The organism is Agrobacterium sp. CNPSo 3708, from assembly GCF_028674915.1.
Taxonomy (GTDB): domain Bacteria; phylum Pseudomonadota; class Alphaproteobacteria; order Rhizobiales; family Rhizobiaceae; genus Agrobacterium; species Agrobacterium cavarae.
This window is the reverse complement of record NZ_JAQZSF010000010.1, coordinates 69,297-93,424: the sequence shown is the minus strand read 5'-3', so window position 1 is coordinate 93,424 and position 24,128 is coordinate 69,297. Positions and strand designations below refer to the sequence as shown.

24 protein-coding genes are annotated in these 24,128 nt (G+C 60.0%); 11 read left to right on the top strand and 13 right to left on the bottom strand.

What is annotated here, in order from left to right; translation table 11 throughout:
* The first annotated feature begins 38 nt into the window (after positions 1-38).
* Positions 39-482: an RrF2 family transcriptional regulator gene (locus PVA19_RS20340; RefSeq protein ID WP_062423567.1), complete on the top strand. Its 444-nt coding sequence runs from the start codon at positions 39-41 to the stop codon at positions 480-482.
* 30 nt (positions 483-512) lie between these two features.
* Here PVA19_RS20340 and PVA19_RS20335 read toward each other — a convergent pair whose 3' ends face one another.
* Positions 513-1,034: a flavin reductase family protein gene (locus tag PVA19_RS20335; RefSeq protein ID WP_274103977.1), complete on the bottom strand. Its 522-nt coding sequence runs from the start codon at positions 1,032-1,034 to the stop codon at positions 513-515.
* 35 nt (positions 1,035-1,069) lie between these two features.
* Positions 1,070-1,231 carry a hypothetical protein gene (locus PVA19_RS20330; protein ID WP_274103976.1) on the bottom strand — a complete coding sequence of 54 codons (162 nt, stop codon included), beginning with the start codon at positions 1,229-1,231 and terminating at the stop codon, positions 1,070-1,072.
* Between the two features lie 90 nt (positions 1,232-1,321).
* Here PVA19_RS20330 and PVA19_RS20325 point away from each other — a divergent pair, with 90 nt between their 5' ends.
* The 7 genes from PVA19_RS20325 (at position 1,322) to PVA19_RS20295 (ending at position 8,822) form a co-directional block, all read left to right on the top strand.
* The gene (locus tag PVA19_RS20325; RefSeq protein ID WP_274103975.1) at positions 1,322-2,389 is read left to right on the top strand and encodes a LacI family DNA-binding transcriptional regulator; all 1,068 of its coding nucleotides are present in this window, start codon (positions 1,322-1,324) and stop codon (positions 2,387-2,389) included.
* The gene (locus tag PVA19_RS20320; protein WP_274103974.1) at positions 2,386-3,408 is read left to right on the top strand and encodes an ABC transporter substrate-binding protein; all 1,023 of its coding nucleotides are present in this window, start codon (positions 2,386-2,388) and stop codon (positions 3,406-3,408) included. Before PVA19_RS20325 ends, PVA19_RS20320 begins: the two co-directional genes overlap by 4 nt.
* 86 nt (positions 3,409-3,494) lie before the next feature.
* On the top strand, positions 3,495-4,322 hold the full coding sequence (locus tag PVA19_RS20315) for an ABC transporter permease (protein ID WP_062423563.1): 828 nt from the start codon (positions 3,495-3,497) through the stop codon (positions 4,320-4,322).
* Entirely contained in the window at positions 4,319-5,098 is a 780-nt protein-coding gene (locus tag PVA19_RS20310; protein ID WP_062600489.1) for an ABC transporter permease, read from the top strand. The genes PVA19_RS20315 and PVA19_RS20310 overlap by 4 nt, the downstream gene beginning before the upstream one ends.
* Entirely contained in the window at positions 5,091-6,116 is a 1,026-nt protein-coding gene (locus PVA19_RS20305; RefSeq protein ID WP_274103973.1) for an ABC transporter ATP-binding protein, read from the top strand. The genes PVA19_RS20310 and PVA19_RS20305 overlap by 8 nt, the downstream gene beginning before the upstream one ends.
* A gap of 1 nt (position 6,117) precedes the next feature.
* Complete coding sequence (locus tag PVA19_RS20300) at positions 6,118-7,044, top strand: nucleoside hydrolase (protein ID WP_274103972.1); 927 nt, start codon at positions 6,118-6,120, stop codon at positions 7,042-7,044.
* A complete protein-coding gene (locus PVA19_RS20295; protein WP_274103971.1) occupies positions 7,041-8,822 on the top strand; it encodes an adenine deaminase in 1,782 nt (593 codons plus the stop codon). Before PVA19_RS20300 ends, PVA19_RS20295 begins: the two co-directional genes overlap by 4 nt.
* A 34-nt stretch (positions 8,823-8,856) precedes the next feature.
* Here PVA19_RS20295 and PVA19_RS20290 read toward each other — a convergent pair whose 3' ends face one another.
* On the bottom strand, positions 8,857-9,672 hold the full coding sequence (locus PVA19_RS20290; RefSeq protein ID WP_274103970.1) for an AraC family transcriptional regulator: 816 nt from the start codon (positions 9,670-9,672) through the stop codon (positions 8,857-8,859).
* Between the two features lie 74 nt (positions 9,673-9,746).
* On the opposite strand from PVA19_RS20290, the gene PVA19_RS20285 reads away from it, so the two are divergent.
* The gene (locus tag PVA19_RS20285) at positions 9,747-10,682 is read left to right on the top strand and encodes an NmrA family NAD(P)-binding protein (protein ID WP_274103969.1); all 936 of its coding nucleotides are present in this window, start codon (positions 9,747-9,749) and stop codon (positions 10,680-10,682) included.
* 257 nt (positions 10,683-10,939) lie between these two features.
* On the opposite strand, the gene PVA19_RS20280 is transcribed toward PVA19_RS20285, so the two are convergent.
* The gene (locus tag PVA19_RS20280) at positions 10,940-12,112 is read right to left on the bottom strand and encodes a M20 aminoacylase family protein (protein ID WP_274103968.1); all 1,173 of its coding nucleotides are present in this window, start codon (positions 12,110-12,112) and stop codon (positions 10,940-10,942) included.
* Between the two features lie 150 nt (positions 12,113-12,262).
* On the opposite strand from PVA19_RS20280, the gene PVA19_RS20275 reads away from it, so the two are divergent.
* Both PVA19_RS20275 and ku (PVA19_RS20270) read left to right on the top strand, forming a co-directional pair.
* Entirely contained in the window at positions 12,263-12,931 is a 669-nt protein-coding gene (locus PVA19_RS20275) for a phosphoribosyltransferase (protein ID WP_274103967.1), read from the top strand.
* Positions 12,932-13,007: 76 nt separating this feature from the next.
* Positions 13,008-13,790 (top strand): non-homologous end joining protein Ku, encoded by a 783-nt coding sequence (ku, locus tag PVA19_RS20270; RefSeq protein ID WP_116492545.1) that lies wholly within the window; start codon positions 13,008-13,010, stop codon positions 13,788-13,790.
* Positions 13,791-13,825: 35 nt separating this feature from the next.
* Here the strand turns inward: ku (PVA19_RS20270) and ligD are convergent, their stop codons facing one another.
* The 9 genes from ligD to PVA19_RS20225 form a co-directional block, all read right to left on the bottom strand.
* A complete protein-coding gene (gene ligD / locus PVA19_RS20265) occupies positions 13,826-16,321 on the bottom strand; it encodes a DNA ligase D (RefSeq protein WP_274103966.1) in 2,496 nt (831 codons plus the stop codon).
* Between the two features lie 3 nt (positions 16,322-16,324).
* Entirely contained in the window at positions 16,325-17,158 is an 834-nt protein-coding gene (gene ku, locus PVA19_RS20260; protein ID WP_274103965.1) for a non-homologous end joining protein Ku, read from the bottom strand.
* Between the two features lie 23 nt (positions 17,159-17,181).
* Positions 17,182-17,436 (bottom strand): hypothetical protein, encoded by a 255-nt coding sequence (locus tag PVA19_RS20255; protein WP_274104033.1) that lies wholly within the window; start codon positions 17,434-17,436, stop codon positions 17,182-17,184.
* A 105-nt stretch (positions 17,437-17,541) separates the two neighbouring features.
* Entirely contained in the window at positions 17,542-18,663 is a 1,122-nt protein-coding gene (locus PVA19_RS20250; protein WP_274103964.1) for a GGDEF domain-containing protein, read from the bottom strand.
* 124 nt (positions 18,664-18,787) lie between these two features.
* Positions 18,788-19,018, bottom strand: a complete 231-nt coding sequence (locus PVA19_RS20245) for a hypothetical protein (RefSeq protein ID WP_062424514.1) — start codon at positions 19,016-19,018, stop codon at positions 18,788-18,790.
* A 151-nt stretch (positions 19,019-19,169) separates the two neighbouring features.
* Positions 19,170-20,897, bottom strand: coding sequence for an acetyl/propionyl/methylcrotonyl-CoA carboxylase subunit alpha (locus PVA19_RS20240; RefSeq protein ID WP_274103963.1), 1,728 nt, complete (start codon positions 20,895-20,897; stop codon positions 19,170-19,172).
* Between the two features lie 17 nt (positions 20,898-20,914).
* Positions 20,915-22,507, bottom strand: coding sequence for a 5-oxoprolinase/urea amidolyase family protein (locus PVA19_RS20235; RefSeq protein ID WP_274104032.1), 1,593 nt, complete (start codon positions 22,505-22,507; stop codon positions 20,915-20,917).
* A gap of 7 nt (positions 22,508-22,514) precedes the next feature.
* Positions 22,515-23,321 carry a putative hydro-lyase gene (locus tag PVA19_RS20230; RefSeq protein WP_274103962.1) on the bottom strand — a complete coding sequence of 269 codons (807 nt, stop codon included), beginning with the start codon at positions 23,319-23,321 and terminating at the stop codon, positions 22,515-22,517.
* A gap of 16 nt (positions 23,322-23,337) precedes the next feature.
* Positions 23,338-24,099, bottom strand: coding sequence for a LamB/YcsF family protein (locus tag PVA19_RS20225; RefSeq protein WP_274103961.1), 762 nt, complete (start codon positions 24,097-24,099; stop codon positions 23,338-23,340).
* Between the last annotated feature and the right edge of the window lie 29 nt (positions 24,100-24,128).

The following is a 24,128-nucleotide window of genomic DNA, read 5'->3' as shown; positions in this document are numbered from 1 at the left end:
CTTGATGAAACGCGACCTGCTGGATGTGAAAGACGCCGATGCTAACGAAAAAGGGTAAATACGGTCTCAAAGCCATGATCGACCTCGCGAGCCTCGATAAGGGGCAGACCGCGTTTGTCAGCGACATTGCCGCGCGCAACAATATCCCGAAAAAGTTTCTCGACGCGATTCTGCTGGAGCTTCGCAACGAGGGCATGCTGCGGTCGAAGAAGGGACCGGGCGGCGGCTATGCGCTGTCAAAGCCGGCATCCGATATCTATATCGGCCAGGTCATTCGCGCCCTGGATGGGCCGCTCGCCCCTATTCGCTGCGCCAGCCGTACGGCCTTTGAGGCCTGCGAGGACTGTTCCGATCCGGCGGCCTGTCAGGTCCGCCGGTCGATGACGGATGTCCGGGATGCCATGGCAGCCGTTCTCGACACGATGACGCTTGAGCAGTTTGCGGCGAACACCGGTGAAGAGCCGGTGAACAAGACAGCGTGATGCAATCGCGCTGCGCAAGCGTCACTCTCGTCAGATCTGAAGATATTGTCCGGCGTGGTAGAGAAGCGGGCGTCCGTCTCCACGGGTAACGGAGAGAACCCGGCCGATGACGATGGCGTGGGTGTGACGCTCCACGACATCCTCTACGGCACAGTCGATGACCGCGAGCGCGCCGTGTAAGCCCGAAGCGCCGCTTTCCAGATCGAACCAGTCGGCTCCTTCATAGCGCTCCGCACCCTTCAGTCCGCCAACGCCTGCAAAGCGGGATGCGACATCTTCCTGTTCACCGGACAGGATGTTAACGCAGAAGTGATTAAAGCGCGCGATGACCGGCCATGTCGAAGACGACCGGTTGATGTTGACGATCATCGTTGGCGGCTCCATCGAGAGCGCCGTGGCTGACGTGACGGTCGCTCCCGTGCGATGGACGCCATGACCCGCCGTGATGATGCTGACGCCGCCTGCGACCTGGCGCATGGCCGTTTTCAATTCCGCAGCTTCCAGGGCGAGTTTCTCCCGCTCCTCGTGAATGTAAGTCACTGTCGCTGTCATCGTTTCCACCTTTCAGCGCGTGTTCCCCGAGCAATTCAAACGTAGCAACGCCTTTGCTCACGCCACAGCCAAAAGATTTTATTGTTGATCAATTTTGTAGAATGATCCTGGCGTTGTTGTTGCTCAAACAGCGCCTGCATGCCGCGACCGCCGAGCAAGGTTAATGGCGCGCTTGGATCGTCACGGATCGTCGACACGCACCACCCCACGAAAAATCGCAAGCCGGACTCGACATTGGAGACGGTTTGCACTAGCTTGCTTAAACGATTAAGCAAGGGCGCAAGATCATGGCTTTGCAAAAGCCCGCCGCAAATCTGCACGGAATTGCCGCGGTACTCGGTGTCTCGAGCGCGACGGTATCGAACGCCCTTTCCGGCAAAGGGCGTGTTTCGGCGGAGCTTGGTGAGCGCATTCGCAAGATGGCAGCGGAGATGGGCTATGTGCCCAGTCCTGCCGCCCGCGCGCTTCGCACGGGGCGCAGTGGCGTTCTTGGCCTCGTGCTTCCCGATATCGGCAATCCGCTCTTTCCCCAGATCGCTCAAGCCATCGAGAAGGCCGCGGCCGATGCTGGCTACGGCGTTCTGATCGCCGACTCCCATGGGGAGATTGCCAAGCAGACGGATGCAATCAACCGGTTGATCGAACGTGGGGTCGAAGGCATGGTCGTCGTCCCCCGTCGCGGTACCAGGATTGCCGATGTGGATTGCCCGGTTGCGGTGATCGACTCTCCTTCCACGCCCGGCAACACCGTGGCTGCCGACCATTGGGATGGCGGCGTGCAGATCGGTCGGCATCTTGCTGGGCTCGGACACAGCAATGTCGTGATGATCGCCAGAAATCCGGATTCCAATGTGCAGAACGATCGCATCGGTGGCATTCGCGCCGGACTGACCGCTTCCGCCCGAACCGAAACGCTCTGGATCGCGTCGCTTGAAGAGCGCCATGGTGAAGGCTGCCGGCTCGGCGTGGCGGACAAGGTGCGCCAGGGGTTTACCGCCTTTGCCGCCGCATCTGATCTGCATGCCTTGCGTGTTCTCACCGAACTTCAGGATGAGGGTATCGCCGTGCCGGATGAGGCAAGTGTCACCGGCTTTGACGACCTCATCTGGGCATCCGTGGTCACGCCGTCGCTCACCACCATTCGCATGGATATGGCACGCATTGCGGAAGTCGCCGTTACCGCTCTTGTTCGCGCGATTGATGGTGATGACCCTGCAAACCGGCCCGCCGCGGGCGGCGTGGTCGCGGATATTTCCAAAGTGGCGATGGAGCTCGTCATTCGTCGCTCCTCCGCCGCCAATAACAAGAAGCAAACTGAAGATAAAAAACCCACAGCTGGAGAACATACATCATGAAAAAGATCCTTTTCGCATCCGGCACGGCGCTGATGCTGTCGCTCGGGGCCGCGCAGGCACAGGACAAGACCTTGACGATCTCCGTCTATGCCTTCGCGCAGGATGAATTCAAGGAACTCGTCTACACCCCCTTCGAGCAGAAATGCGGCTGCAAGCTGGTCGTGGAAACCGGCAACAGCGTTGAGCGCCTGGCGAAGATGGAGGCCAACAAGACCAACCCGGTCATCGATCTCGCCATCGTTTCCATGGCGGATGCGCTTTCCGCCGCCCGTAAGGACCTGATCCAGAAGATCGATACCGCAAAGGTGCCGAATATCGGGAAGCTTTACGATATTGCCAAGGATCCGAATGGCGATGGCATGAGCGTTGGCGTCAATCTCTATGCGACGTCGATCGTCTATCGAACCGACAAGATGAAGATCGACAGCTGGGGTGATCTCCTGAAGGACGGTATCGTCGATCACATCACCTTCCCGAACGTCACCACCAATCAGGGTCCGCCTGCGCTCTATATGCTGGGCAAGGCGATGGACAAGGACACGCCTGATCTCGCAGCGCCGATCGCGGCTGTCGGGGCCAAGAAGGACGATATCGTCACCTTCTACGTGAAGTCTTCGCAGCTCGTGCAGTTGATGCAGCAGGAAGAAATCTGGGCCGCACCCATCGGTCGCTTCTCTTGGGCGCCGTTCACCAAGCTCGATCTTCCACTCGCATGGGCAACGCCCAAGGAAGGTCAGACCGGCGGCATGAACGTGCTTGTCGTGCCGAAGGGGACGAAAAACGAGGATCTTGCGCTTCAATTCATGGATTTCTGGCTCTCGACCGACGTTCAGAAGGCACTGGCCGACAAGTTGGTGGATAGCCCCACCAACAAGGAGGTCAAGGTTTCCGAAGAGGTGGCGAACAACATCACCTATGGCGAAGAAACCGTGAAAAGCCTGCAGCTCATCCCGTCCGCCGTCTCGCTCGACAACCGCGACAAGTGGCTGTCGGAATGGAACGCCAAGGTCGGTCAGTAATCTTGCGTCGCGCGTCATCCTCGGACCCAAAGATCGAGGATGACAGCTCATCTGTGATCGACCAGCCTGTCGAAGGATAGACCGCCATGTTTCAAAATCGGACCGAGGCTCTGGCGCTGGCCTTGCCCGCCGCAATCTTTGCGGCGGCGGTCTTTCTCGTGCCGGTCTTCATTCTCCTCTCGGAGGGCTTTCGCACCGCCGATGGGTGGACGCTGCAAGCTTACACCACTTTCTTCTCCGACCCGCTGAACCAGGCGGTATTCCTGCGCACGCTGAAACTTGGCGCGCTGGTCACGGTTGTGTCCGCCGTCATCGGTTATGCTGCCGCCTTTGCCATCGTCAGCCTGCCGCCCGGTTCGAAGGGGCATATGATCAATCTGGTCATCCTGCCGCTGATGATTTCGCCGGTGGCGCGCACCTATGCCTGGATCGTCATTCTGGGGCGCACGGGCATAGTCAACGAAGCGCTGAAGTTTCTTGGGCTGACCGATAGCCCGATCCGCATTCTCTTTAGCGAGACGGCTGTGTTCATCGGCCTGTTGCAGCTCTTTCTACCCCTGATGATCATTTCGCTGATCAGCGCGCTGGAAAACATGCCGCGCGATGTGGTGGCCGCCTCGCGGGTTCTCGGTGCAAACTGGTTCCAGGTCTTCTGGAAGGTCATCATTCCCCTGACGAAGGAAGGCCTCGTCGTCGGTGGCACGCTGGTCTTCACCGGCTCGCTCACCGCCTATATCACGCCCGCCATTCTCGGCGGTTCCAAGGTGCTGATGCTGGAAACGTTGCTCTATCAGCAGGTCACGGTGTCCAACAATTTCGTCGCCGCAAGCGTCATTGCCTTCATTCTGATCGTCATGAGCTTTGCGGCCAATATCCTGCTCAAGCGCATCGCAACGGCAAGGAACAGGAAATGACCCGCCATCTCTTCATTCCCCTGACGCTGATGCTGGTCATCGGCTTTCTGATCGGGCCGTTCCTGATCATTGTTGCCGCGTCGTTTTCGGCTGGCGACACGCTGGCCTTCCCACCGCAGGGCTTTTCGGTGAAATGGATCGCCAAGGTCTTCACCGTGGAAAGTTTCCGCGACAGCTTTGCCATGTCGATGTTTCTTGCCATCGGCGGCACGTTTGCAGCCCTGCTCCTCGGCATACCCGCGGCTTACGCGATGTCGCGCTACAAGCTGCCGTTCTCGGAAACGATCCGGACCATCGTTTCGGCACCAATCATCGTGCCCGGCATCATCGTCGGTCTGGCGCTTTTGCGATACTTCGTCGTTCCCTTCGGCATCGGCATCACCCTGGCTCTCTTCCTCGCGCACACCGCCTTGATCCTGCCCTATGCGGTGCGGGTGGTCTCTGCCAGCCTCACCAATCTGCGCTCGGATATCGAAGAGGCGGCGGTTCTGCTCGGCTCATCCCGGCTTGGCGCCTTCTTCCGCGTCGTTCTGCCGAACATTCGCGGCGGCATTCTGTCGGCCTTCATTCTCGGCTTCGTCACCAGCTTCAATCAGGTGCCGGTATCGCTCTTCCTGTCTGGTCCTGGCGTTCGCACGCTGCCGATCGATATGCTGGGCTATATGGAAATCGTCTTCGATCCGTCCGTTGCGGCGCTCTCTTCGCTCCTCGCCTTCCTTTCCATCGGCATCGTTTTCATGGCCGAACGTTTCCTGGGGTTCTCCCGCTATGTCTGACGCACAGTATCTCTCTCTTCAAAATCTTTCGCTCGCCTATGGCGCCACCATGGCCGTCGACAAGCTCAATCTCAATATCCGCAAGGGCGAGCTTCTGGCGCTGCTCGGGCCATCGGGTTGCGGCAAGACCACCACGATGCGTGCCATTGCGGGGTTGATGCCGATTGCGGGCGGTCGTATCGATCTGGATGGTGCCGATATCACCCGTGTCTCTGCCAACAAGCGTGCCGTTGGTCTGGTCTTCCAGTCCTATGCGCTCTTTCCGCATCTGACCGTTTATGAAAACGTTGCCTTCGGTCTGCGGCTTAAGGGCCTGACGGGTGCAGAGCTGGATGCAAAAGTGGCGTCGGGCCTTAAATCCGTCGGTCTCTCCACCTTTGCCTCGCGCAAGCCAGCGGAACTATCCGGTGGCCAGCAGCAGCGCGTGGCGCTTGCGCGCTCCATGGTCATGGATCCCAAGGTTCTTCTGCTCGATGAGCCTCTCTCCAACCTTGACGCCCGGCTCCGACTGGAAATGCGCACCGAGTTGCAGCGGGTGCAGAAGGCGACCGGTGTAACGATGATCTTCGTCACCCATGATCAGGTCGAGGCCTTGGCGCTGGCTGATCGCATAGTCGTGATGAAGAACGGCGCAATTGAGCAGATCGGCACGCCGGAAGAGATCTATAATGCACCTGTCTCTTCCTTCGTCGCCGACTTTGTCGGCTTTGAAAACATCTTCCGTCTGGAAGGTCCAGAGCTGAAGACGGATGCAGGACGAGTTACGCTTTCTGGCCATGTTCCGAGTACGGCGGGACTGGCATGGAGGCCGCGCATGGTAACCCTCGGTTCAGGTCCTTTCGAGGGCACCGTGCGCGGCACGTCTTTTGCAGGCAACACGCGAGAATATCTGCTCGACAGCGCGCTCGGCGCCATCAAGGCCGAGGTGGATGCGAGCCTGCCGTCCTATGAGATCGGCGCCACGCTGCCCTTCGATCTGCCCGTCGAAAAGGCGGCATCTCTCAAGGTGTTCAGCTGAGATGGGACTGTGGATCGATACCGATATGGGTTTCGACGATATCGCCGCCATTCTGGTAGTGGTAGCGTCCGGTCACGTCATCGACGGGGTCTCTCTGGTCTTCGGCAACGCGCCGCTTGATCAGGTGCAAAAGAATGCCGCGGGTGCGGCCTCGACCTTCTCGTGGCGCTTCCCGATCCACGCCGGGCGGGCGAACCCCGCGCTCGCAGAGATCGAAACAGCGCAACGCATTCTGGGTGAAACCGGTATCCCGACGGTGGGAGCAACGCTTCCGGCATCGGACGATCTGCCACCATCGAATGCCTTCGACGCGTTCTGCCATTGGTTGGCGGACGGGGCAGAGGAAAAGAGGATTCTGGCCCTTGGCCCTCTGACCAACATTGCTGCAGTCTGTCTCGCTAGACCGGATCTTGCCGGCCGCATCACCGAACTGACCTGGATGGGTGGCGGCGTGACACTTGGCAATCACACGGCCTCTGCCGAATTCAACGCCTTTGCCGATCCTGAAGCCGCAGCCATCGTCATTGCCCATGGGCTTCCGCTGCGCATGGTCGATCTCGACTTCTGCCGCAAGGTCACCGCCTCGCTTGCGGATGTGGCGCCTATCCGGCAGGCGGGTGGAAAGAACGCAGCACTGGTAGCCGATATGCTGGAAGGCTTTATCAACATCGCCGTCAGCCGGGGACGTGACGCCATGGCGCTTTACGATCCTTGCGCGGCGGTGGCCGTGGTTGATGCTGAGAGCATCACATGGAAACCGGCTCGCATCGATGTCGAACTGCAGGGCGGTCTCACGCGCGGGCGAACGGTCGTGGAAGCGCGGCTTGCCCATGCAGAGCGTTTCAATGCCCACTATGCCGAGAGCGTCGATGCCGAATATGCGCGCAGGATCATCCTTGGCGCACTTGAAGCAGAGGCAAGCCGATGAGTGAAAAGCCGATCATTGCCGATCGCGACGGCATGAATGACGCCGTTCTCCGCACCCGTGCGGTTGCGGCGGCAAGGGGCGACACGCCGTTCGATGTCCTGATTTCCGGGGGAACTTTGGTGGACGTGGTGACGGGCGAATTGCGTCCCGCCGATATCGGCCTCGTTGGTCCGCTGATTGCAAGCGTCCACCCCACCGGCTCAAGACAGGACGCCGCGCAGGTCCTGGACGCCACAGGAGGCTATATCGCGCCGGGATTGATCGATACGCATATGCATATCGAAAGCTCCATGGTAACGCCTGCTTCCTATGCTGCCGCGGTCGTCGCCAAGGGTGTGACCACTGTCGTCTGGGACCCGCATGAATTTGCCAATGTCCATGGACTGGACGGCATGTCCTGGGCATCGCGGGCAAGCCGAAACCTGCCGCTGCGAACCATCCTGCTCGCGCCTTCCTGCGTGCCGTCGGCGCCGGGGCTTGAACGGGCGGGTGCTGATTTCGATGCGGCGGTGCTTGCCGAGATTCTCTTCTGGCCTGAAGTCGGCGGCGTTGCCGAAGTCATGAATATGCGCGGTGTCATCGAGCGCGACCCGCGCATGAGCGCCATTCTCCAGGAAGGACTGCATGCGGATAAGCTGATCTGCGGCCATGCGCGTGGGTTGGAAGGCGCCGATCTTAACGCGTTTATGGCGGCCGGTGTCACCTCCGACCACGAACTCACATCAGCGGACGACCTGATGGCGAAGCTGCGCGCCGGGTTGACCATCGAACTGCGCGGCTCCCACGATCATCTGCTGCCTGAATTTGTCGAGGCCCTGAACAGGCTCGGCCATCTGCCGCCGACGCTGACGCTTTGCACCGACGACGTCTTCCCCGACGATCTGTTGAACGGCGGCGGGCTGGACGATGTGGTGCGCCGGCTGGTGCGCTACGGCCTTCGGCCGCAATGGGCATTGCAGGCGGCGACCCTCAATGCGGCAGCACGCCTTCAGCGCAATGATCTCGGCCTGATCGCCGCCGGGCGAAGGGCCGATATCGTGGTTTTCGACGATCTGACGCAGTTCTCCGCCCGCCATGTTCTGGTCAGTGGAACGCCCGTTGCCGAGCAAGACCAAATGATCGTGGAGATCCCCGAGATCGACGCGGCGCCTTTGAAAGGCTCCATGAAGCTGCCGCTTCGCTCGCCTGAGGATTTTCGGGTGAAGAGCAACGGCAAACGCGTGCGGCTCGCCACCATCGACAGGCCGCGCTTTACCCGGTGGGGCGAGATCGAGGCTGACGTGGCTGACGGCTTTGTCGTGCCTCCTGATGGTACGACGATGATTTCTGTCACACACCGGCACGGTAAGGCGGAGCCTGTCACGCGAACGGGATTTCTAACCAGCTGGGGAAAGTGGGACGGCGCCTTCGCCACCACCGTCTCCCACGACAGCCACAACCTGACCGTCTTCGGCGGCAACGAAGCGGATATGGCGCTCGCCGCCAATGCCGTGATCAAGGCGGGCGGCGGAATGGCCGTCGCCTCAGGCGGAAAGGTGACCGCCCTGCTGCCTCTCCCGCTTTCCGGCCTCGTATCCGATGCACCTCTGACGGAGGTGGCCGCGGGCTTTGAGGCGGTGCGCGAAGCCGTCGGCAAGGTCGTCGAATGGCAGCCGCCCTACCTCGTCTTCAAGGCCTGCTTCGGCGCCACGCTTGCCTGCAACACAGGTCCCCACCAGACCGATATGGGTATCGCCGATGTGCTGACGGGAACGGTGCGGGAGCCACTGTCAACTTGATGTCGGTTGGGGGACGGGATCTCGGCCCACATTCTCAGGGCTGCTGCGCGCCGGCAAGGTAGCGCGATGGCGTGGTACCAAGCGCCTTCTTGAACATGACGATGAAGGCCGTCGTGGACTCGTATCCCAAGTCGCTCGCCACCTTCTGGACGGTTGCGCCACCCGCCAGTTCCCGTAGCGCGATCACCAGATGCAGCTGGCGTCGCCAACGGCCGAAGCTCAATCCGGTCTTTTCGATCATAAGCCGTTTTAACGTTCGTTCACTGACGGCGACATGCTCAGCCCATTGGCAGAGGGTTCGGCGGTCGCTCGGATTTGCCAGGAGCGCCCTAGCGATCAGGGCGATCTTTGGATGATCAGAGACAGGGAGCTCCAGCCTTTGACGCGGCATCAGCGCGAGCTCATCGAGCATCACTCGCATCAAGCGTTCTACATGCGCGTCGCGCCGGTCCTGTTCTGGAAGCTCCGCTAACCGATGGATCATCTCCCGAAGCATGGGCGAAACCGACAGCGTGCAGCACTCGTCTGGAAGCGTGGCCGCGCCGGGCTCGACGAATAGATACGTCAGACGAGCATTGGGTGTGACCTGATTGCTGTGATGAACGCCGCCGGGGACCCAGAGTCCGCAGTCGGGCGGAACGATCCAGACCCCGCTTTCCGCAGTGCAGGTGACCGCGCCATGGAGCGCCAGGATCAGTTGACCCTGTGGGTGCTGATGCGGGTCTGCCTCGGCCTCATAGTCGGCGAAGTCCATCCTTATGGCCATCGCCGGTCCATGCGCGAGTCTGAGATCGCAAGCGGTACTACAAGGAGGTCGCTTATTCGGAGATTGGCCTGATTTCGATATCATATGGCATTATCTCCAATTCTGCCACGCCACGCAATCCTTTAGTGTCCTGGTCAAACAACTTCAGGAGATAAGCCATGCGTATTGCCGTGGTTGGTGCGACCGGCAGGATCGGCACCAAACTGACCGAAAACCTCTTGGCCAAAGGCCATTCCGTCAAAGCCCTGTCCAGAGGAGGGCCCGCCCTCGATGCGCTTGTCGCGAAAGGCGCAGAACCGTTCATCGGCAGCTTCGACACGGGTGATGGTGAACTTTCCAAGTTCTTCGAAGATGCTGACGCTGCGTTCCTCATGGTCAAAACCCTTTGGACGGCGGAGGATTTTCATGGGCACTATCCCGCGGTAGCGCTCAGGTTCTTCGACGCACTTCGGGATTCCCCGGTGAGATTTGCGGTGAGCCTGACCGGAATGGGATCCGAACTCACCGGCAACACCGGCCATTTCCAAGGCTTCCATATTCTTGACCAGATCCTCAACCGGTTACGGGACATCAAGCTAGTGCACCTCCAAGGTGGCTGGTTCATGGAGGACCTGTCCAGATGGGCGGAGGCGATTGCCAAACATGATAGGATCGGCTTTACGCTTGCGCCCCACGTCAAAGCGCCTTGGGTTTCCATTCAGGATCTCGCTGATTTTGCCGCCAGGGAGTTCGACACGCCGCCTGAAGAGCACCGGTCCGTGAAACAACTGGGCATCGATTACACGATGTCCGAGATCGCCGCGATCATCGGTCGGGCGCTCGGTCGAGAGGTGGATTATCGCTTCGTCGATCCCACCAGTCACGCGGTCGAGACGGTCTTCCGGGAGAGGTTCGGGACGCTAGATCGGTGGGTCTATGACAAGAACACCGCGGCGGCTCTTAATGATGGGCGGGTCAAGTTTCGCGATGATCGCCCGGTGCTGCCCACGACAATGGAAGAGTTCGTCAAGGACACGCTTAAACCGCTTATCGAGAAAGCGCGGACGGATGGTGTCAGACCAGAGACGTTCCTGACCTGGAGTTCAAGACGATAACTGCCGCGTTAAAAAAAATAGTCTGCCCAGAAGGGTGATCGGCAACGGCGCTTTGCACGATGACCGATGCGGTGCGACCCTGTAGAGCTTACAGCTCTTCAGGCTCCGCCACCAATATGCTGCTATCGGTTCGGCGTCAGCGGGCGCCGAAGCTGCCACGTCTTCTTTCAAATGCACCTCGCCGTCTTGCTGCGTTTGCAGAAGCTTGAGGATTTCTTTCTTCAACGCTCGTCCCCGAGGCTCTCGCGCAAGACCGGCTATTCCGCTGCCAGTTCCTGCTTCACCAGGGTCTTCCAGAAAGCAACTCCGGAGGCGATCGCGTCATCGTTGAAGTCATAGGAGGTGTTGTGGTGCAGCGCGCCGTCCACAGCAGGACCATTGCCCAGCCAGACATAGCAGCCGGGTGCTTCGCCAGCAAAGAAGGCGAAGTCGTCGCCAGCGGTGGAAGGCGGAAAGGCCGTCCGGACTTTCGCCCCAAAGACGCTGCGCGCCGCGTTTAGCGCCCGCTCTGTCGCATGGGCATCGTTGACGACAGGCGGAATACGACGGATGAACTCGTAGCTCGCTTCGATGCCGAACATGGACGCCGTACCCTGCGCCAGACGGCCGATTTCTTCCTCCAGCTGATCGCGCACATGGGCAGCATAGGCCCGCGCCGTGCCGCCAATATGCACGAGATCGGGAATGACATTCAGGGCATTCGGGTCTCCTGCCTGAAGCGAACAGGCACTGACGACGGCGGGCTGCAGCGGATCGATGACACGTCCGACGATGCTCTGTAACGAGGAGAGAAAGCTTGCCGCAGCGGTGATCGGATCGCGGCCAAGATGCGGTTTCGCCCCATGGGTCCCGACGCCCTTGAAGACCACCCGCCAGCTATCGGACGAGGCAAGCTGCGGTCCTTCGACCACTGCCATTTCGTCCGTATCGAGACCCGGCATATTGTGGAGACCGTAGACCGCATCGCAGGGGAAAAGCTCAAACAGCCCGTCTTCGACCATCTTCTTCGCTCCGCCACGGCCTTCTTCCGCAGGCTGGAAAATGAAATGCACCGTACCGGAGAAACCGCGATCGGCAGCAAGCGCGCGAGCAGCACCGAGCAGCATGACGGTGTGGCCGTCATGGCCGCAGGCATGCATCTTTCCCGGAACCACCGACTTGTAAGGTCTCTCAGCCAGTTCCGGCATGGCAAGCGCATCCATGTCGGCGCGCAGCCCAATGCACCGCGTGCCGTTGCCCACCTGAAGTGTGCCGACCACGCCCGTGACCCCAAGACCGCGATGGACAGCAATGCCCGCCTCCTCCAGAAGAGAGGCGACGATCTGGCTGGTGCGTTCTTCCTCGAAGCCGAGCTCCGGATGCGCATGCAGATCGCGACGCAGCGCCGTCAAAAGGGAGAGCTCGTCGGCGGTCTTGGTCGAGGCGGTCATAAGGGAAATCCTTGGGATCTGTGCATCAAAGCCGAGGGACACGGCTCATCTGTCGATCTCATTTCTAGTGCAAAAGCGCTTTGGATTTAATAGGGCATTTAATAGGAATCGGACGATGGTTCGGAAAAGAGTGATGAGGAAGGACGCGCGATGAAGCCCCACGAGTTCTGGCAAGATCTGCATGAGCCCGGGAGCTTTCCCGAGGAGGGGAGCAAGGTCGTCTTCTACCCGGTTACGCTGGGTGATGGCCGCCAGCTTCGGCTGCCGATCCGGCCGCTGAGCGATGGAGAACATGCGCTGGCCTCGCTGATCATCAATCAGGCTTCCTTCACGGTGCTGGGCGCTCTGGCGGACGATCTTGCGGCCAAGCTGAAGTCCTTCGAGCCGGATGTGGTGGTGGGACTGCCGACACTTGGCCTGACGCTGGCAAGCGAGGTGGCCCGCCGCCTCGGCCATTCGCGCTATGTGCCGCTCGGGACCTCGCGTAAGTTTTGGTATCTGGAGGAGCTGTCAGTGCCGATGTCGTCCATCACCACGAAGCAGGAAAAGCGGCTCTATATCGATCCGCGCATGTTGCCGCTTCTGGAAGGGCAGCGCGTGGCGCTCATTGATGATGTCATTTCCAGCGGAACATCGATCCTCGCCGGGCTCTCGCTGCTCCAAGCCTCCGGCATCGCGCCAGTCGTTATCGGTGCGGCGATGTTGCAATCGGAACGCTGGCGCGACGCGTTGGAAAGCCTGGACTTCGAATGGCCGACGCGCGTGCGCGCGGCTTTCTCCACACCCTTGCTGCGAAAAAATGGAGATGGCTGGATCTGACGCCTGGGAACTTCCTGTCTCCTCCGGGGATTAGAGAAGGTTGCTGCAACTCAGCCTCGCACCTCAAGGAGTTTCCATGCCGAGACAGACATTCTGGAAAGGTCATCTGAGGCTGTCGCTTGTCACGGCAAAGGTCTCTCTCACGCCTGCCATTTCTCAAAGCGGCAAGATCCGCTTCCACGTCATCAATCGCGAGACGGGCAATCGCGTCGAAAGCCGCTATGTGGACAGCGTCACCCATCGTCCGGTTGCGGATAGAAATCAGGTGAAAGGGTTTCCCAAGGAAGACGGCGATTTCGTGCTGCTGGAGGAAGACGAGATCGATGCTGTTGCTCTGGAAAGCACCAGAACCATCGATATTCAGACCTTCGTTCCCGCGGGCTCCATCGACTGGATCTGGTACGATCGTCCGCATTTTCTCAAACCCGAGGACAAGATCGGTGCCGAAGCCTTCAGCGTCATTCGCGAAGCGATGAGGGCCAGCAAGGTCGTCGGCATTGCGCGGCTAGTGCTCTATCGCCGCGAGCACGCTGTTCTGCTGGAGCCATCCGGCAAGGGCATCATCCTCTGGACGCTGCATTATGGCGACGAGGTGCGCGACGCTGTCGATACGATCGATAAGAAGGCGAAGACCGATAAGGAATTGCAAACGGCGCTGGATAAGCAGATCGACAAGCAGTTGACGAATTGGAAGCCGTCGCTGGTCCAGGACACGGTGCAGAAGAAAGTTCAGAAGCTCTTGAAGACGAAGGCCAAGGACGCGCCTAAGTCCAAAGCCAAGAAGCAGCCCGCCGCGGCAAAGCAGGGCGGCAATGTCATCAACATCATGGATGCGCTGAAGAAGAGCCTGCAGTCCTAACGTGTCCCAATGATGAGGGCGGTGCTCTCGACACTTCAGCCAGGAAGCGGCTTGGCGGACGCCCGGAAGTCCGCCCATGGGTCAGATTTCCTCGCCTCTATATGCGCGGGTGCATTCTTCACTGTGAACGCCGCCGGTCCTTTGATCTTGGACAATTCCGTCCATTCGAGCGGCATGGATACCGTAGCGCCCGCCCTGGCGCGGGTGGAGTAGGGGGCCACCGCCGTGCTTCCGCGCCCATTGCGCAGGTAGTCGACGAAGATGCGGCCATTGCGCTTGGCCTTGGTTGCCACAGCGAGATATTTATCCGGCTCATCTTTACCCATGTCGGTCGCGAGTGTCTTCGCAAAATTTTTCACCTTCGCCCAGCCGGCTTTCGGCTCCAGTGGCGTGACGACGTGCAGGCCCTTGCCGCCCGACGTCTTGACGAAGGCGGCAAGTCCCGCTGCTTCCAGCCGGGATTTAAGGTCCAGCGCGGCTTCGACGACAGCGCCCCACTCCACGTCCTCACCCGGATCGAGGTCCATGGTGATCAGGTCCGGCTTCTCCCAGGCCTTGGTGGTCGAACCCCAGGGGTGAATTTCCAGCACGGCGGATTGGACGAGCGCCATCATGCCATCGAAATCGCTGATCACCACCAACGGTTCGCCCGACCGGTCCTTCGGGTCCTTGATAGCACCAATGGCTTTATTCATTCCGCGCCACGGGTGCTTCTGGAAGAAGGTTTGGCCGTCGATCCCTTCCGGGCAGCGGAGCAGGGAAAGCGCGCGGTTGGTGACGTAGGGTGCAATATGCTCCCAAACCTGTGCATAATAATCGGCAAGATCCGCCTTGGTGATGTTCTGATCCGGCCAATAGACCCGCTCGGGATGGGTGAACTTGATCTTCGTTTGCGGTGTCTCTGCTGCGTCACCTGTCTCGGGCTTTGTCACGTCTTCCACCTCCCGGCTGATCTCCTTGGGTGCCTTGTCTTCCCGCAACCCTTTGAAGGAGGCATGGCGAAGGTTGCCATCGCCGGACCAGCCACGAAACTCGACTTCCGCAACAAGCTCTGGCTTGACGTAGTGAAGATCGCGCCGGGCCAGTGCTGTTAGCTTCTGCGAGAAGGGACTTTCTGTCTGCGTCTGGGGTTTTAGCCTGTCGAAGATCATCTCCGCAGTCGCGCCGGTAAAGCCTGTTCCCACCCGGCCGACATGCCGAAGCTTGCCATTCTCGTAGACGCCGAGCGCCAGAGAGCCGATAGCCTGGTCCGATGAGGAAGAGAGCGTATAGCCACCGATGACGAATTCCTGGCCGCTGCTGCACTTGGACTTGATCCACTGCCCCTTGCGGCCGGAGACGTAGGGAGACTCGGCGACCTTCGAAATAACGCCTTCCAGTCCAAGCGAGCAGGAATGCTGGAGAACCTTTTCCCCGTCCTCCTGAAAATGCGCGCTGTAGCGCAGCACAGGGTCGTCGGACGGCAGCAGTTTTTCCAGCAACGCCTTGCGATCCACAAGTGCAGCGCCCTGCAGGTCCCGGCCATCCAGATAGAGCAGGTCGAAGACGTAGTAGCGGAAACGATCCTGCCGGCCCTCGCTGAGATCGGCCTGAAGTGCGGAGAAGTCGGAAACGCCGCTTTCCTTTTCGACGACCAGTTCGCCGTCGATGATGGCGGTTTCCACCGGTAGTGCCGCGAGCGATTGGCGGATGGCCTCTCCGAATTTCTCCGTCCAGTCCAGACCGCTGCGGGTCAGCAAAACGACCTCTCCCTTCTCGATCCTCGCCTGGAGGCGATAGCCGTCAAACTTGATTTCATGCAGCCAGCGCGATCCCTCCGGCGCATTGTTCTTCAATGTCGCCAGAGCGGGTTTGATGAAAGACGGCATTGCCGCCTTATGGCTTCCCTTGGGAAAATCATGCACCTGCTTGCCGGTGGTATTATTGCTCTTGGCTTTGGACGAGACGTCTCTCGAGTTCCAGGTGTCCTTCGGGTGCTTTGCCACCTGCTCGATGCTTCGCCCCGTCTTGACCGAGTTGGTCGCCTCTTCGATCAGGTCGATGGTTTCGCTGGCTTCCTCGTCATGTGCCTTGATCAGCAGCCAGTTTTCGCGCTTCTCCTCAGGCTTGCCTTTCATCCGCACCAGATGCCAGCGGCCTTTCAGCTTTTCGCCGTCGAGTTCGAATTCCATATGGCCCTTGCGGTAGGCCTTCTTGGGGTCGCCGATGGGGGACCATGTGCCACGATCCCAGACGATGACTGTGCCACCACCATATTGGCCTTTGGGAATGATGCCCTCGAAGTCGGCATAGCTCAGCGGGTGATCCTCGACGTGGACGGCAAGTCGCTTTTCATTCGGATCGAGGCTCGGGCCTTTGGTCACGGCCCAGCTTTTCATCACGCCGTCCATTTCCAGGCGGAAATCATAGTGCAGCCGCCTCGCATCATGTTTCTGCACCACGAAACTGTTGCCGGCCGTCGCCGCCGCTTCGCCCTTCGGCTCCGGCGTCTTATCGAACTTGCGCTTCTGGTTATAGGTTTGAAGGCCCATGGATCAACTTGCCTTCTTGCGTTTGGTGGTGCCGGACGACTTGGGCTTGGCCGCCTTCTTGTCGGAGACACCGGCGCTCTGGCGCAAGGCTTCCTTCAGGTCGATGACGTTGTCGCGCTTCTCGGGCTCGCGCTTCTTGATCGTCTTGCCTTCGATCTTCGCCTGCACCAGTTCCGTCAAAGCATCATTATAGCGGTCGCTGTATTGCGACGGATCGAATTTGCCTGCTCGCTTCTTGATGATGTGGCCTGCGAGTTCCAGCATCTCGTCATCGAACTCGATGTCGGGGATTGCTTTGAAAGCGGCGGTCTGCGAGCGTACCTCGTAATCATAGTTCAAGGTCGTGGCGATCACGGCGTCCCCGTCGAGACGGATCAACAGCATTCTGTTGCGACGAAAGAGGATCGCTTCTGCAAGAGCTGCGGCCTGACGCTCCCGCAGCGTCTGCGCCAGGAGTGAAAGCGCTTCGCGGTCCTCGTCGGTCGAAGGCGACAGATAATAGGGCTTGTCGAAATAGAGTTTGTCGATTTCATCGCATTCGAGAAAGCTTTTCACCCGGATGACCTTGTTGCCGTCCGGCATCAACTCAGAAAGCTCGTCGCCTTCGATGACGATGTGGTCGCCATTCTCAAGCTCATAGCCCTTGACCTGCTGATCGCGCTCGACCTTGTCGCCGGTCTCGCTGTCGAGATACTGTCGCTCGACGCGGTTGCCGGTCTTTCGATTGATGATGTTGAAGGAGATTTTTTCCGACGATGAGATCGCGGTGTAGAGTCCGACATCGCACTGAAAATCAGCGAATTTGATAGTGCCTCTCCACACGGCTCTTGGCGCCATCGCCAGCCTCCTTTTCTTACGCTCTAACTTTTACTGGAACGCTCGCGGTCGATTATCCGCTCAACGGCCACGACATCTTCCTGCGAAAACACCGCAACAGGGTCGGACGCCATGGCCTCCATCACATCCGGCGAAAGCCCACCGTGCCGCGCAACCCACTCCATGGCCTCACGCGTCTCCCGTTCCGCTTTCAATTGCGCATAAAGCGCCACAATCAGCCTGTCGCGAATGTCGGGCTGTTGATCCTGTCGAGGTGTGGTTTTCGCAGTATGTGCCATCATTCTTAAATTCGAGACAGGCACGAAAGTTCCAGCACGGGCGACACGATGGCATTCTGGTCGCACTGGATGGCCGGAAGTCGCAAATATACGGGGGCTCTCGCCTTAGGCAGCCGCCACGGGAAATTTTTCCTCGAAGGAGGGCAGTTCTTTCTCAACACCACCGCCGTTGCGCTTTGCCCGATAGGAGGCAGCGTCCGCCAGGCGTATCATGGTGCTGAACTCCGCATCCTTGGCCGCTTCAGCCGTATATCCGAGGCTCACGCCCACGCGGACCGTTTCATTTGAGAGGTTGAATGGCGTCGTCAACGACTGCCCGATGTCATGGGCCATGCGCTCGACATCTGCTGCGTTGCGGACTTCCGTTTGAACAACGACGAACTCATCGCCGCCAACACGTGCGGCGATGTCATGGGGCTCAAGGAGGTCCCGAAGCCGGGCGCCGACGCCGATCAGCAGGTCATCGCCCGCGGCATGCCCGAGGCGATCGTTGATAGCCTTGAAGCCATCCAGGTCAAGGCAATGAACGGCAATCATCGTGTCCGTCGTGCGCGAAATACTGCTAAAGCCTTCGCGAAGCGCAATGCGATTGGCAAGGCCTGTCAAAGGGTCGGCGCGCGCAAGGCGCTCCATCTCTAGCCGGAGCAGGATCTGCTGTGACGCGGTTCGATACACATGCGACACGCTCTGCATCGCCGCGAGAAGGAAGACAGCGAACATCGTGGCCAGCAACCAGTGCGCCGCGTCGCCCGCGAAGGCGGCCGAAATCGTGGTTGGCACGGCCGCGATAGTGAGTGCGGTCACTGATATGAGAGGTCGAACCGACATGCGGCTGGCAACGCCGGCCGCATAACCGAACAGCAGCGCTGTTGCCAGCACATGCAGGGAGAAATCGGAGGATCGGAAGATCAGCGCGGAGATCGCGCCGACCGAGGCGGCGACGAGAAATGTGAGAAGAGCATGCGCAAGCTCCCAGTCTTTCGGCGTCAAAGAGGTGGGGTGCCCGGTCTTTGTCCAGCGTCGGTGGCGCAGCATCACGCAGATCTTGCTGAAGGACGCCAAGCCACCGCACACCATGGCGACAAAAATCCAGGTGTCATGCAAGGTTGTCGCGGCGAAGTAGCCAATGGCGACGATGGTAAAACCCATGACGGTCATCGGTGCAACCGTGTAGGCCAGTTGGGCAACAAGTGCCTTATAAAGGTCGTCCGGTTCTCTTATTCGCATCGATCAGCCCTTGCCACGGGGTAGCGGTTATAGAGCGCTATAATCTATGCGGAAAATTTAAACGACTCTCTAATCGACGCCTCAATGGTTGTCAGCTGTCCTCAGCGCTGTCGCGTCTTGAAGGTTACCCTCTAAAGTCGCCTTCATTCGTGTCGCGCTCGTCGTAATTCACGTCCCAATCCTTTTCGGGCTTTTTCTTGCCCGGCGGCAGTTTGTTGACAGTCGCGTCTTCGGAACCGGTGATGACGGTGGGTTTGGCGCTTGCGACGCCATTATTGTCGGACGTCTTTTTGCCCGGCGCAAATTGCGGCTTTGCGTCGGCATGGATCTTGTCGATGTCTTTCTCAGAGCTCATGGGAACCTCCATTGGTTCATGAGCTAACCTCGAAGTAGGAGGTGTGTTCCGTCAGCAGACATTCTGCGATGCGTGATAGCACCTCTACGTGAGCGCGACACCAGCGGGATGACCGGAGCAGGCGCAGTTCTCGCCTGCTCTCAAAGGGCGATCAATCAATCGTCATCAGCGCGTGGCCAGCCTGAAGGTAGTCGCCTTCCTTGACGAGAAGACGGATCGTACCGCCCTTGGTGGCGAGGATCTGGGTTTCCATCTTCATGGCTTCCATGACGGCAACCAGATCGCCTTCGGAAACGGTCTGGCCGTCTTCTACCTTGAAGGATTGCAGCGTGCCTGAAACAGGCGCGGCAATCTCGCCATCGTTTTTGGTGGCTGTGCCACTTGCCGAAGCCGTTGCTCCGCCACCGACGCTGCCCAAAGCGGAGAGCAGAAGCGTGGGCAGGCCGACCGAAACGCGCTTGCCGTCGATTTCCAGATAGGTGCGGTGGATGGAAGGGTCATCTGCCTGGGCAGGGCGCTCCATCGCGTCCGGCATTGCGGCGAAATCGGTTTCGATCCAGCGGGTGTGAACCTTGAAAGCGTCTTCGCCGGTGAAGTCTTCCGCCTCAAGGGCTGCGCGATGGAAGGGCAGGACGGTTGCCACGCCTTCGATACGGAATTCCTTCAACGCGCGGCGGGCTCGTTGCAGTACCTGCCGGCGATCCTCGCCGGTGACAATCAGCTTTGCCATGAGAGAGTCGAACACGCCGGGCACGCTCGAACCACTGACGACACCGCTATCAAGACGAACGCCGGGACCCGATGGCGGATCGAAAACTGTGATCGTTCCTGGCGTGGGCAGGAAGCCGCGGCCTGAATCTTCGGCATTGATGCGAAATTCCATCGAATGGCCGCGAGGCTCCGGCGTCTCCAAAACGCGAAGCGTTTTGCCTTCGGCAATGCGGAACTGTTCGATCACCAGATCGATGCCAGTCGTTTCCTCGGTGACGGGGTGTTCGACCTGCAGGCGGGTATTAACCTCCAGGAACGAAATCGTGCCATCGACGCCCAGCAGAAATTCCACCGTGCCGGCACCGCTATAGCGCGCGGCGGCACAGATCGCCTTGGCGGACGCGTGGATTTTTTGCCGTTGCTCGTCCGAGAGGAAGGGGGCAGGGGCTTCTTCGATCAGCTTCTGGTTTCGGCGCTGCAGCGAGCAGTCGCGGGTGCCCAGCACCAGCACGTTGCCATGCTTGTCCGCCAGAACCTGCGCCTCGATATGGCGCGGCCGGTCGAGAAAGCGTTCGAGGAAACATTCGCCGCGACCGAAAGCGGCGGTCGCTTCTCTGACCGCGGACTCGTAGAGATCGGCGATCTCTTCCATTTTCCAGGCAACCTTCAAGCCGCGTCCGCCACCGCCATGGGCAGCCTTGATGGCAACAGGCAGGCCGTGTTCTTCGGCAAAGGCGATGACTTCGGCCGCGGTTTCTACCGGACCGTCGCTGCCAGCAACGAGCGGCGCGCCGACGCCGGTCGCAATACGGCGTGCCTCCACCTTGTCGCCCAGTGCTTCAATGACCTGCGGATCGGGACCGATCCAGGTCAGGCCGGCATCGAGCACGGCTTGCGCGAACTCGGCGCGTTCGGACAGAAAGCCGTAGCCGGGGTGAATAGCGTCCGCACCCGAACGCTTTGCGATGGCAATCAGCTTGGGAATATCGAGATAGGTTTCTGCAGGACGCACGCCCTCCAGCGCGTAGGCTTCGTCTGCCATGCGAACGAAGACCGCATCCTGATCCGGGTCGGCATAGACGGCGACTGATTGGAGCCCGTAATCCCGGCAGGCGCGGATAATCCGGACAGCGATTTCGCCGCGATTGGCAATCAGGACTTTCTTCATCGCTTTTCTCCTCGGATTTAAGTGTTCTTGGCCGTAATGTCGGCGAAAGGCCCGATCGGGCGAAACTGGATTTTGGCATTGACGGGGATCTGACCCGCAAGATCGAGATGGTACTCCGCCACCGCCCCGATCACAGGGTAACCGCCCGTCAGCGGATGGTCTGCAAGGAAGAGCACAGGCTGGCCGCTATGGGGGATCTGGATGGCGCCCGTTGCAGTTCCCTCGCTCGGCAGTTCTGCGCTGTCGCGCCGTTCCACCGGCACCTCGCCCGCAAGGCGGATGCCCACGCGGTTGGACTGAGGCGTGACCTGCCAAAGCTGGCTCGTCAGCGTCTCGACGCCCTGTTGGGTGAACCAGTCGGTGCGCGGTCCAAGGACAACGTCGAGTGTGACGACCTCACCCATAGCCGGTGGCTCGAAGGCGGGGACTTCATCGACGGCGACGCTCGAAAACTCGTTCGTTTCGGCCTTGAGCGGCAGGATCGTACCTGCCGTGACCGGTTCTGGACCGACGACGGCCAGCGTATCGGTGGCGAAGCTGCCGAGCACAGGCTCGACATCGAAGCTACCGCGCACGGCGAGATAACAGCGCATGCCTTTTGGCGGCTGGCCGAGCGTGACGGTGTCGCCCGCCTCAAGCGGGATGGGCGCGTAAGTCTTTGCGGTGAAACGCCCCTCTGCCGTTTCGATGGTGACGGGACAGGGCGCGCCGGTGAGACCGATAACGGTGCGGCTCGCAGCGCGGAAGGAAAAGCCGCCGAGCGTCAGTTCCAGGCAGGGCGTGTTGTGCGGATTCCCGACGATGCGGTTTGCCGCATTGAAAGCGCCGCGATCAAGCGCGCCGGACGCAGAAACGCCCTGTCCGGTCTGCCCGAAGCGACCGAGATCCTGAAAGAGAGCCGGCATAGGGGCCGCCAGCACTTCGAAATGCAGCCCTTCGCGTGACGGCTCTTTGCGCGGCTTTGCCTCCGAGACTGGCAGGCGGATCTTTCCTGAAGTCTTGTCCATGTCGAGGAAGCGAACGCGGTAGCCCGGCTGGAAGAGCGCGCCGGGCTCGCGATCGATGTCCCACATCTTCAAGGGTGTAGTCCCAATGATCTGCCAGCCGCCCGGGCTGTTTTGCGGATAGACGCCGCTAAAGGCGCCCGCCAGCGCCACAGAGCCGGCCGGGATGCGGGTGCGGGGGCTCTGTCGCCTGGGAACATGGAGCGCGGGATCGCCGCCCACCAGATAGCCAAACCCCGGTGCAAAGCCGCAAAACGCAACGGTAAATTCGCTCTCGGTATGACGACGGATCACCTCGTCAACGCTAAGCCCTGTCAGCGTCGCGACATCGGCAAGGTCTTCGCCATTATAATGGACCGGGATTTCGACCAGCTTGTCGGACGGCGGAATCTTCGCCGTCAGGTCGCGACGGGAAAGCTCTGCCGCAAGCGCCTGCCCATCGATCTTTTCTGGTCGAAAGCGGATCATCAGGGTGCGTGCGGCCGGTACGGTTTCCTCGATGCCCTCGACGGGATCGTTTTCGAGAGAAGCGAAAAGCGCGAGCGTTTCGTCCAGATCGGCAAGTTCGACTAGGATCGTCGAGAGACTGACGGGGAGAAAGCGCATCATGTCCTCACGCGTGATAGGCAGAATCGGGAATGTCGGTGATGAACATATGACCCGGTGCATGGGTGATGGCAAATGGCACGCCAGACGCCATGACCGCCGCCTGCGGAGTTACACCGCACGCCCAGAAGACCGGGACTTCGCCGGGCTCGATGCGCACGGCATCGCCGAAATCCGGCTTGGCGAGATCAGCGATGCCGAGTTCCTCCGGCATGCCGATATGAACCGGTGCGCCGTGAACCGCCGGAAACCGGCCGGAAATCGTGGCCGCATCGGCAACGCGCGATGCCGGGATCGGACGCATGGACACGACCATGTTGCCCTTCAAACGGCCTGCCGGGCGGCAGGGACGGTTGGTCAGATACATTGGGACATTGCTCTTGTCCGTCATGTGACGGATCTCGATGCCCGCTTCCACCATTGGCGTTTCAAAGGTGAAGCTGCAGCCGATCAGAAAGGCCACCATATCGTCCCGCTCAGCCCAGGCTGATGTCGCATCATGGGTTTCCTCAGCAAGCTTGCCATCACGCCAGATGCGGTAGAGCGGCAGATCGGTTCGTAGATCGGCACCCGGCGCAAGCAGCGTGGTGGGTGAGCCGGGATCGGAGACGTCAAGCACCGGGCAGGGCTTTGGGTTGCGCTGCGCATAGAGAAGGAAGTCGAACGCCCAGTCGCGCGGCAGCACGATCATATTGGCCTGGGTGAAGCCCGGCGCGATACCGGAGGTCGGCTGCACGAGACCGGCGCGGTAGCTGGCGCGTGCTTTTTGGGCAAGCTCGACGTTCTTGGCGGTGTGCGATGTAAGGATGGTCATTGGCCGCTCCTATCGTTCAAGAGGTGAAAGAGCGAACGGCAATACCGTCCGTTTCAAACCGGCGGCGAATTTCGCGCGCAATATCGACTGCGCCTGGACTATCGCCATGAACACAGATGGACTGCGCCTCGATCTTGATGACGCTGCCGTCAATGGCTTTCAGCGTTCCCTGGCGGGCCAGTTGCACCATGCGGTCGGCAATTTGTCCGGCATCATGCAGGACAGCGCCCTTTTCGCGACGGGACACGAGTTGCCCGTCCGGCGTATACGCCCGGTCAGCAAAAGCTTCTGCCACGATCGAAAGTCCCGCTTTGCGTGCCAGTTCAAGGATCGGCGCGTTGGCGAGCCCCATCAGCACCAGCGACGGATCGATGGCTTTTATGCCGTCAATGACAGCCTGACCTTGTTTTGCGTCATGGGCGATGCGGTTATAGAGCGCGCCATGTGGCTTGACGTAGCGCACCGTGGTTCCGGCTGCTGCGGCAATGCCCTTCAGTGCGCCGATCTGGTAGATGACGTCGGCGATCAGATCCTCCGGCGTCACATCCATATCCCGGCGTCCAAAACCGACGCGGTCCGGATAGGAAACGTGAGCGCCGATCGTAACGCCATTTGCGGCGGCTGCCTTCACCGTCTTGTAGATGCCTGTCGGGTCTCCGGCGTGAAAACCACAGGCAATGTTGGCGCTGGAGACGATGGAAAGCATGGCCTCGTCGTCGCCCATGCTACATGCACCGAAACTTTCGCCGAGATCGCTGTTGAGGTCTATATGCGCCATGGTGATGTTCTCCTAACCCGTTGATGCTC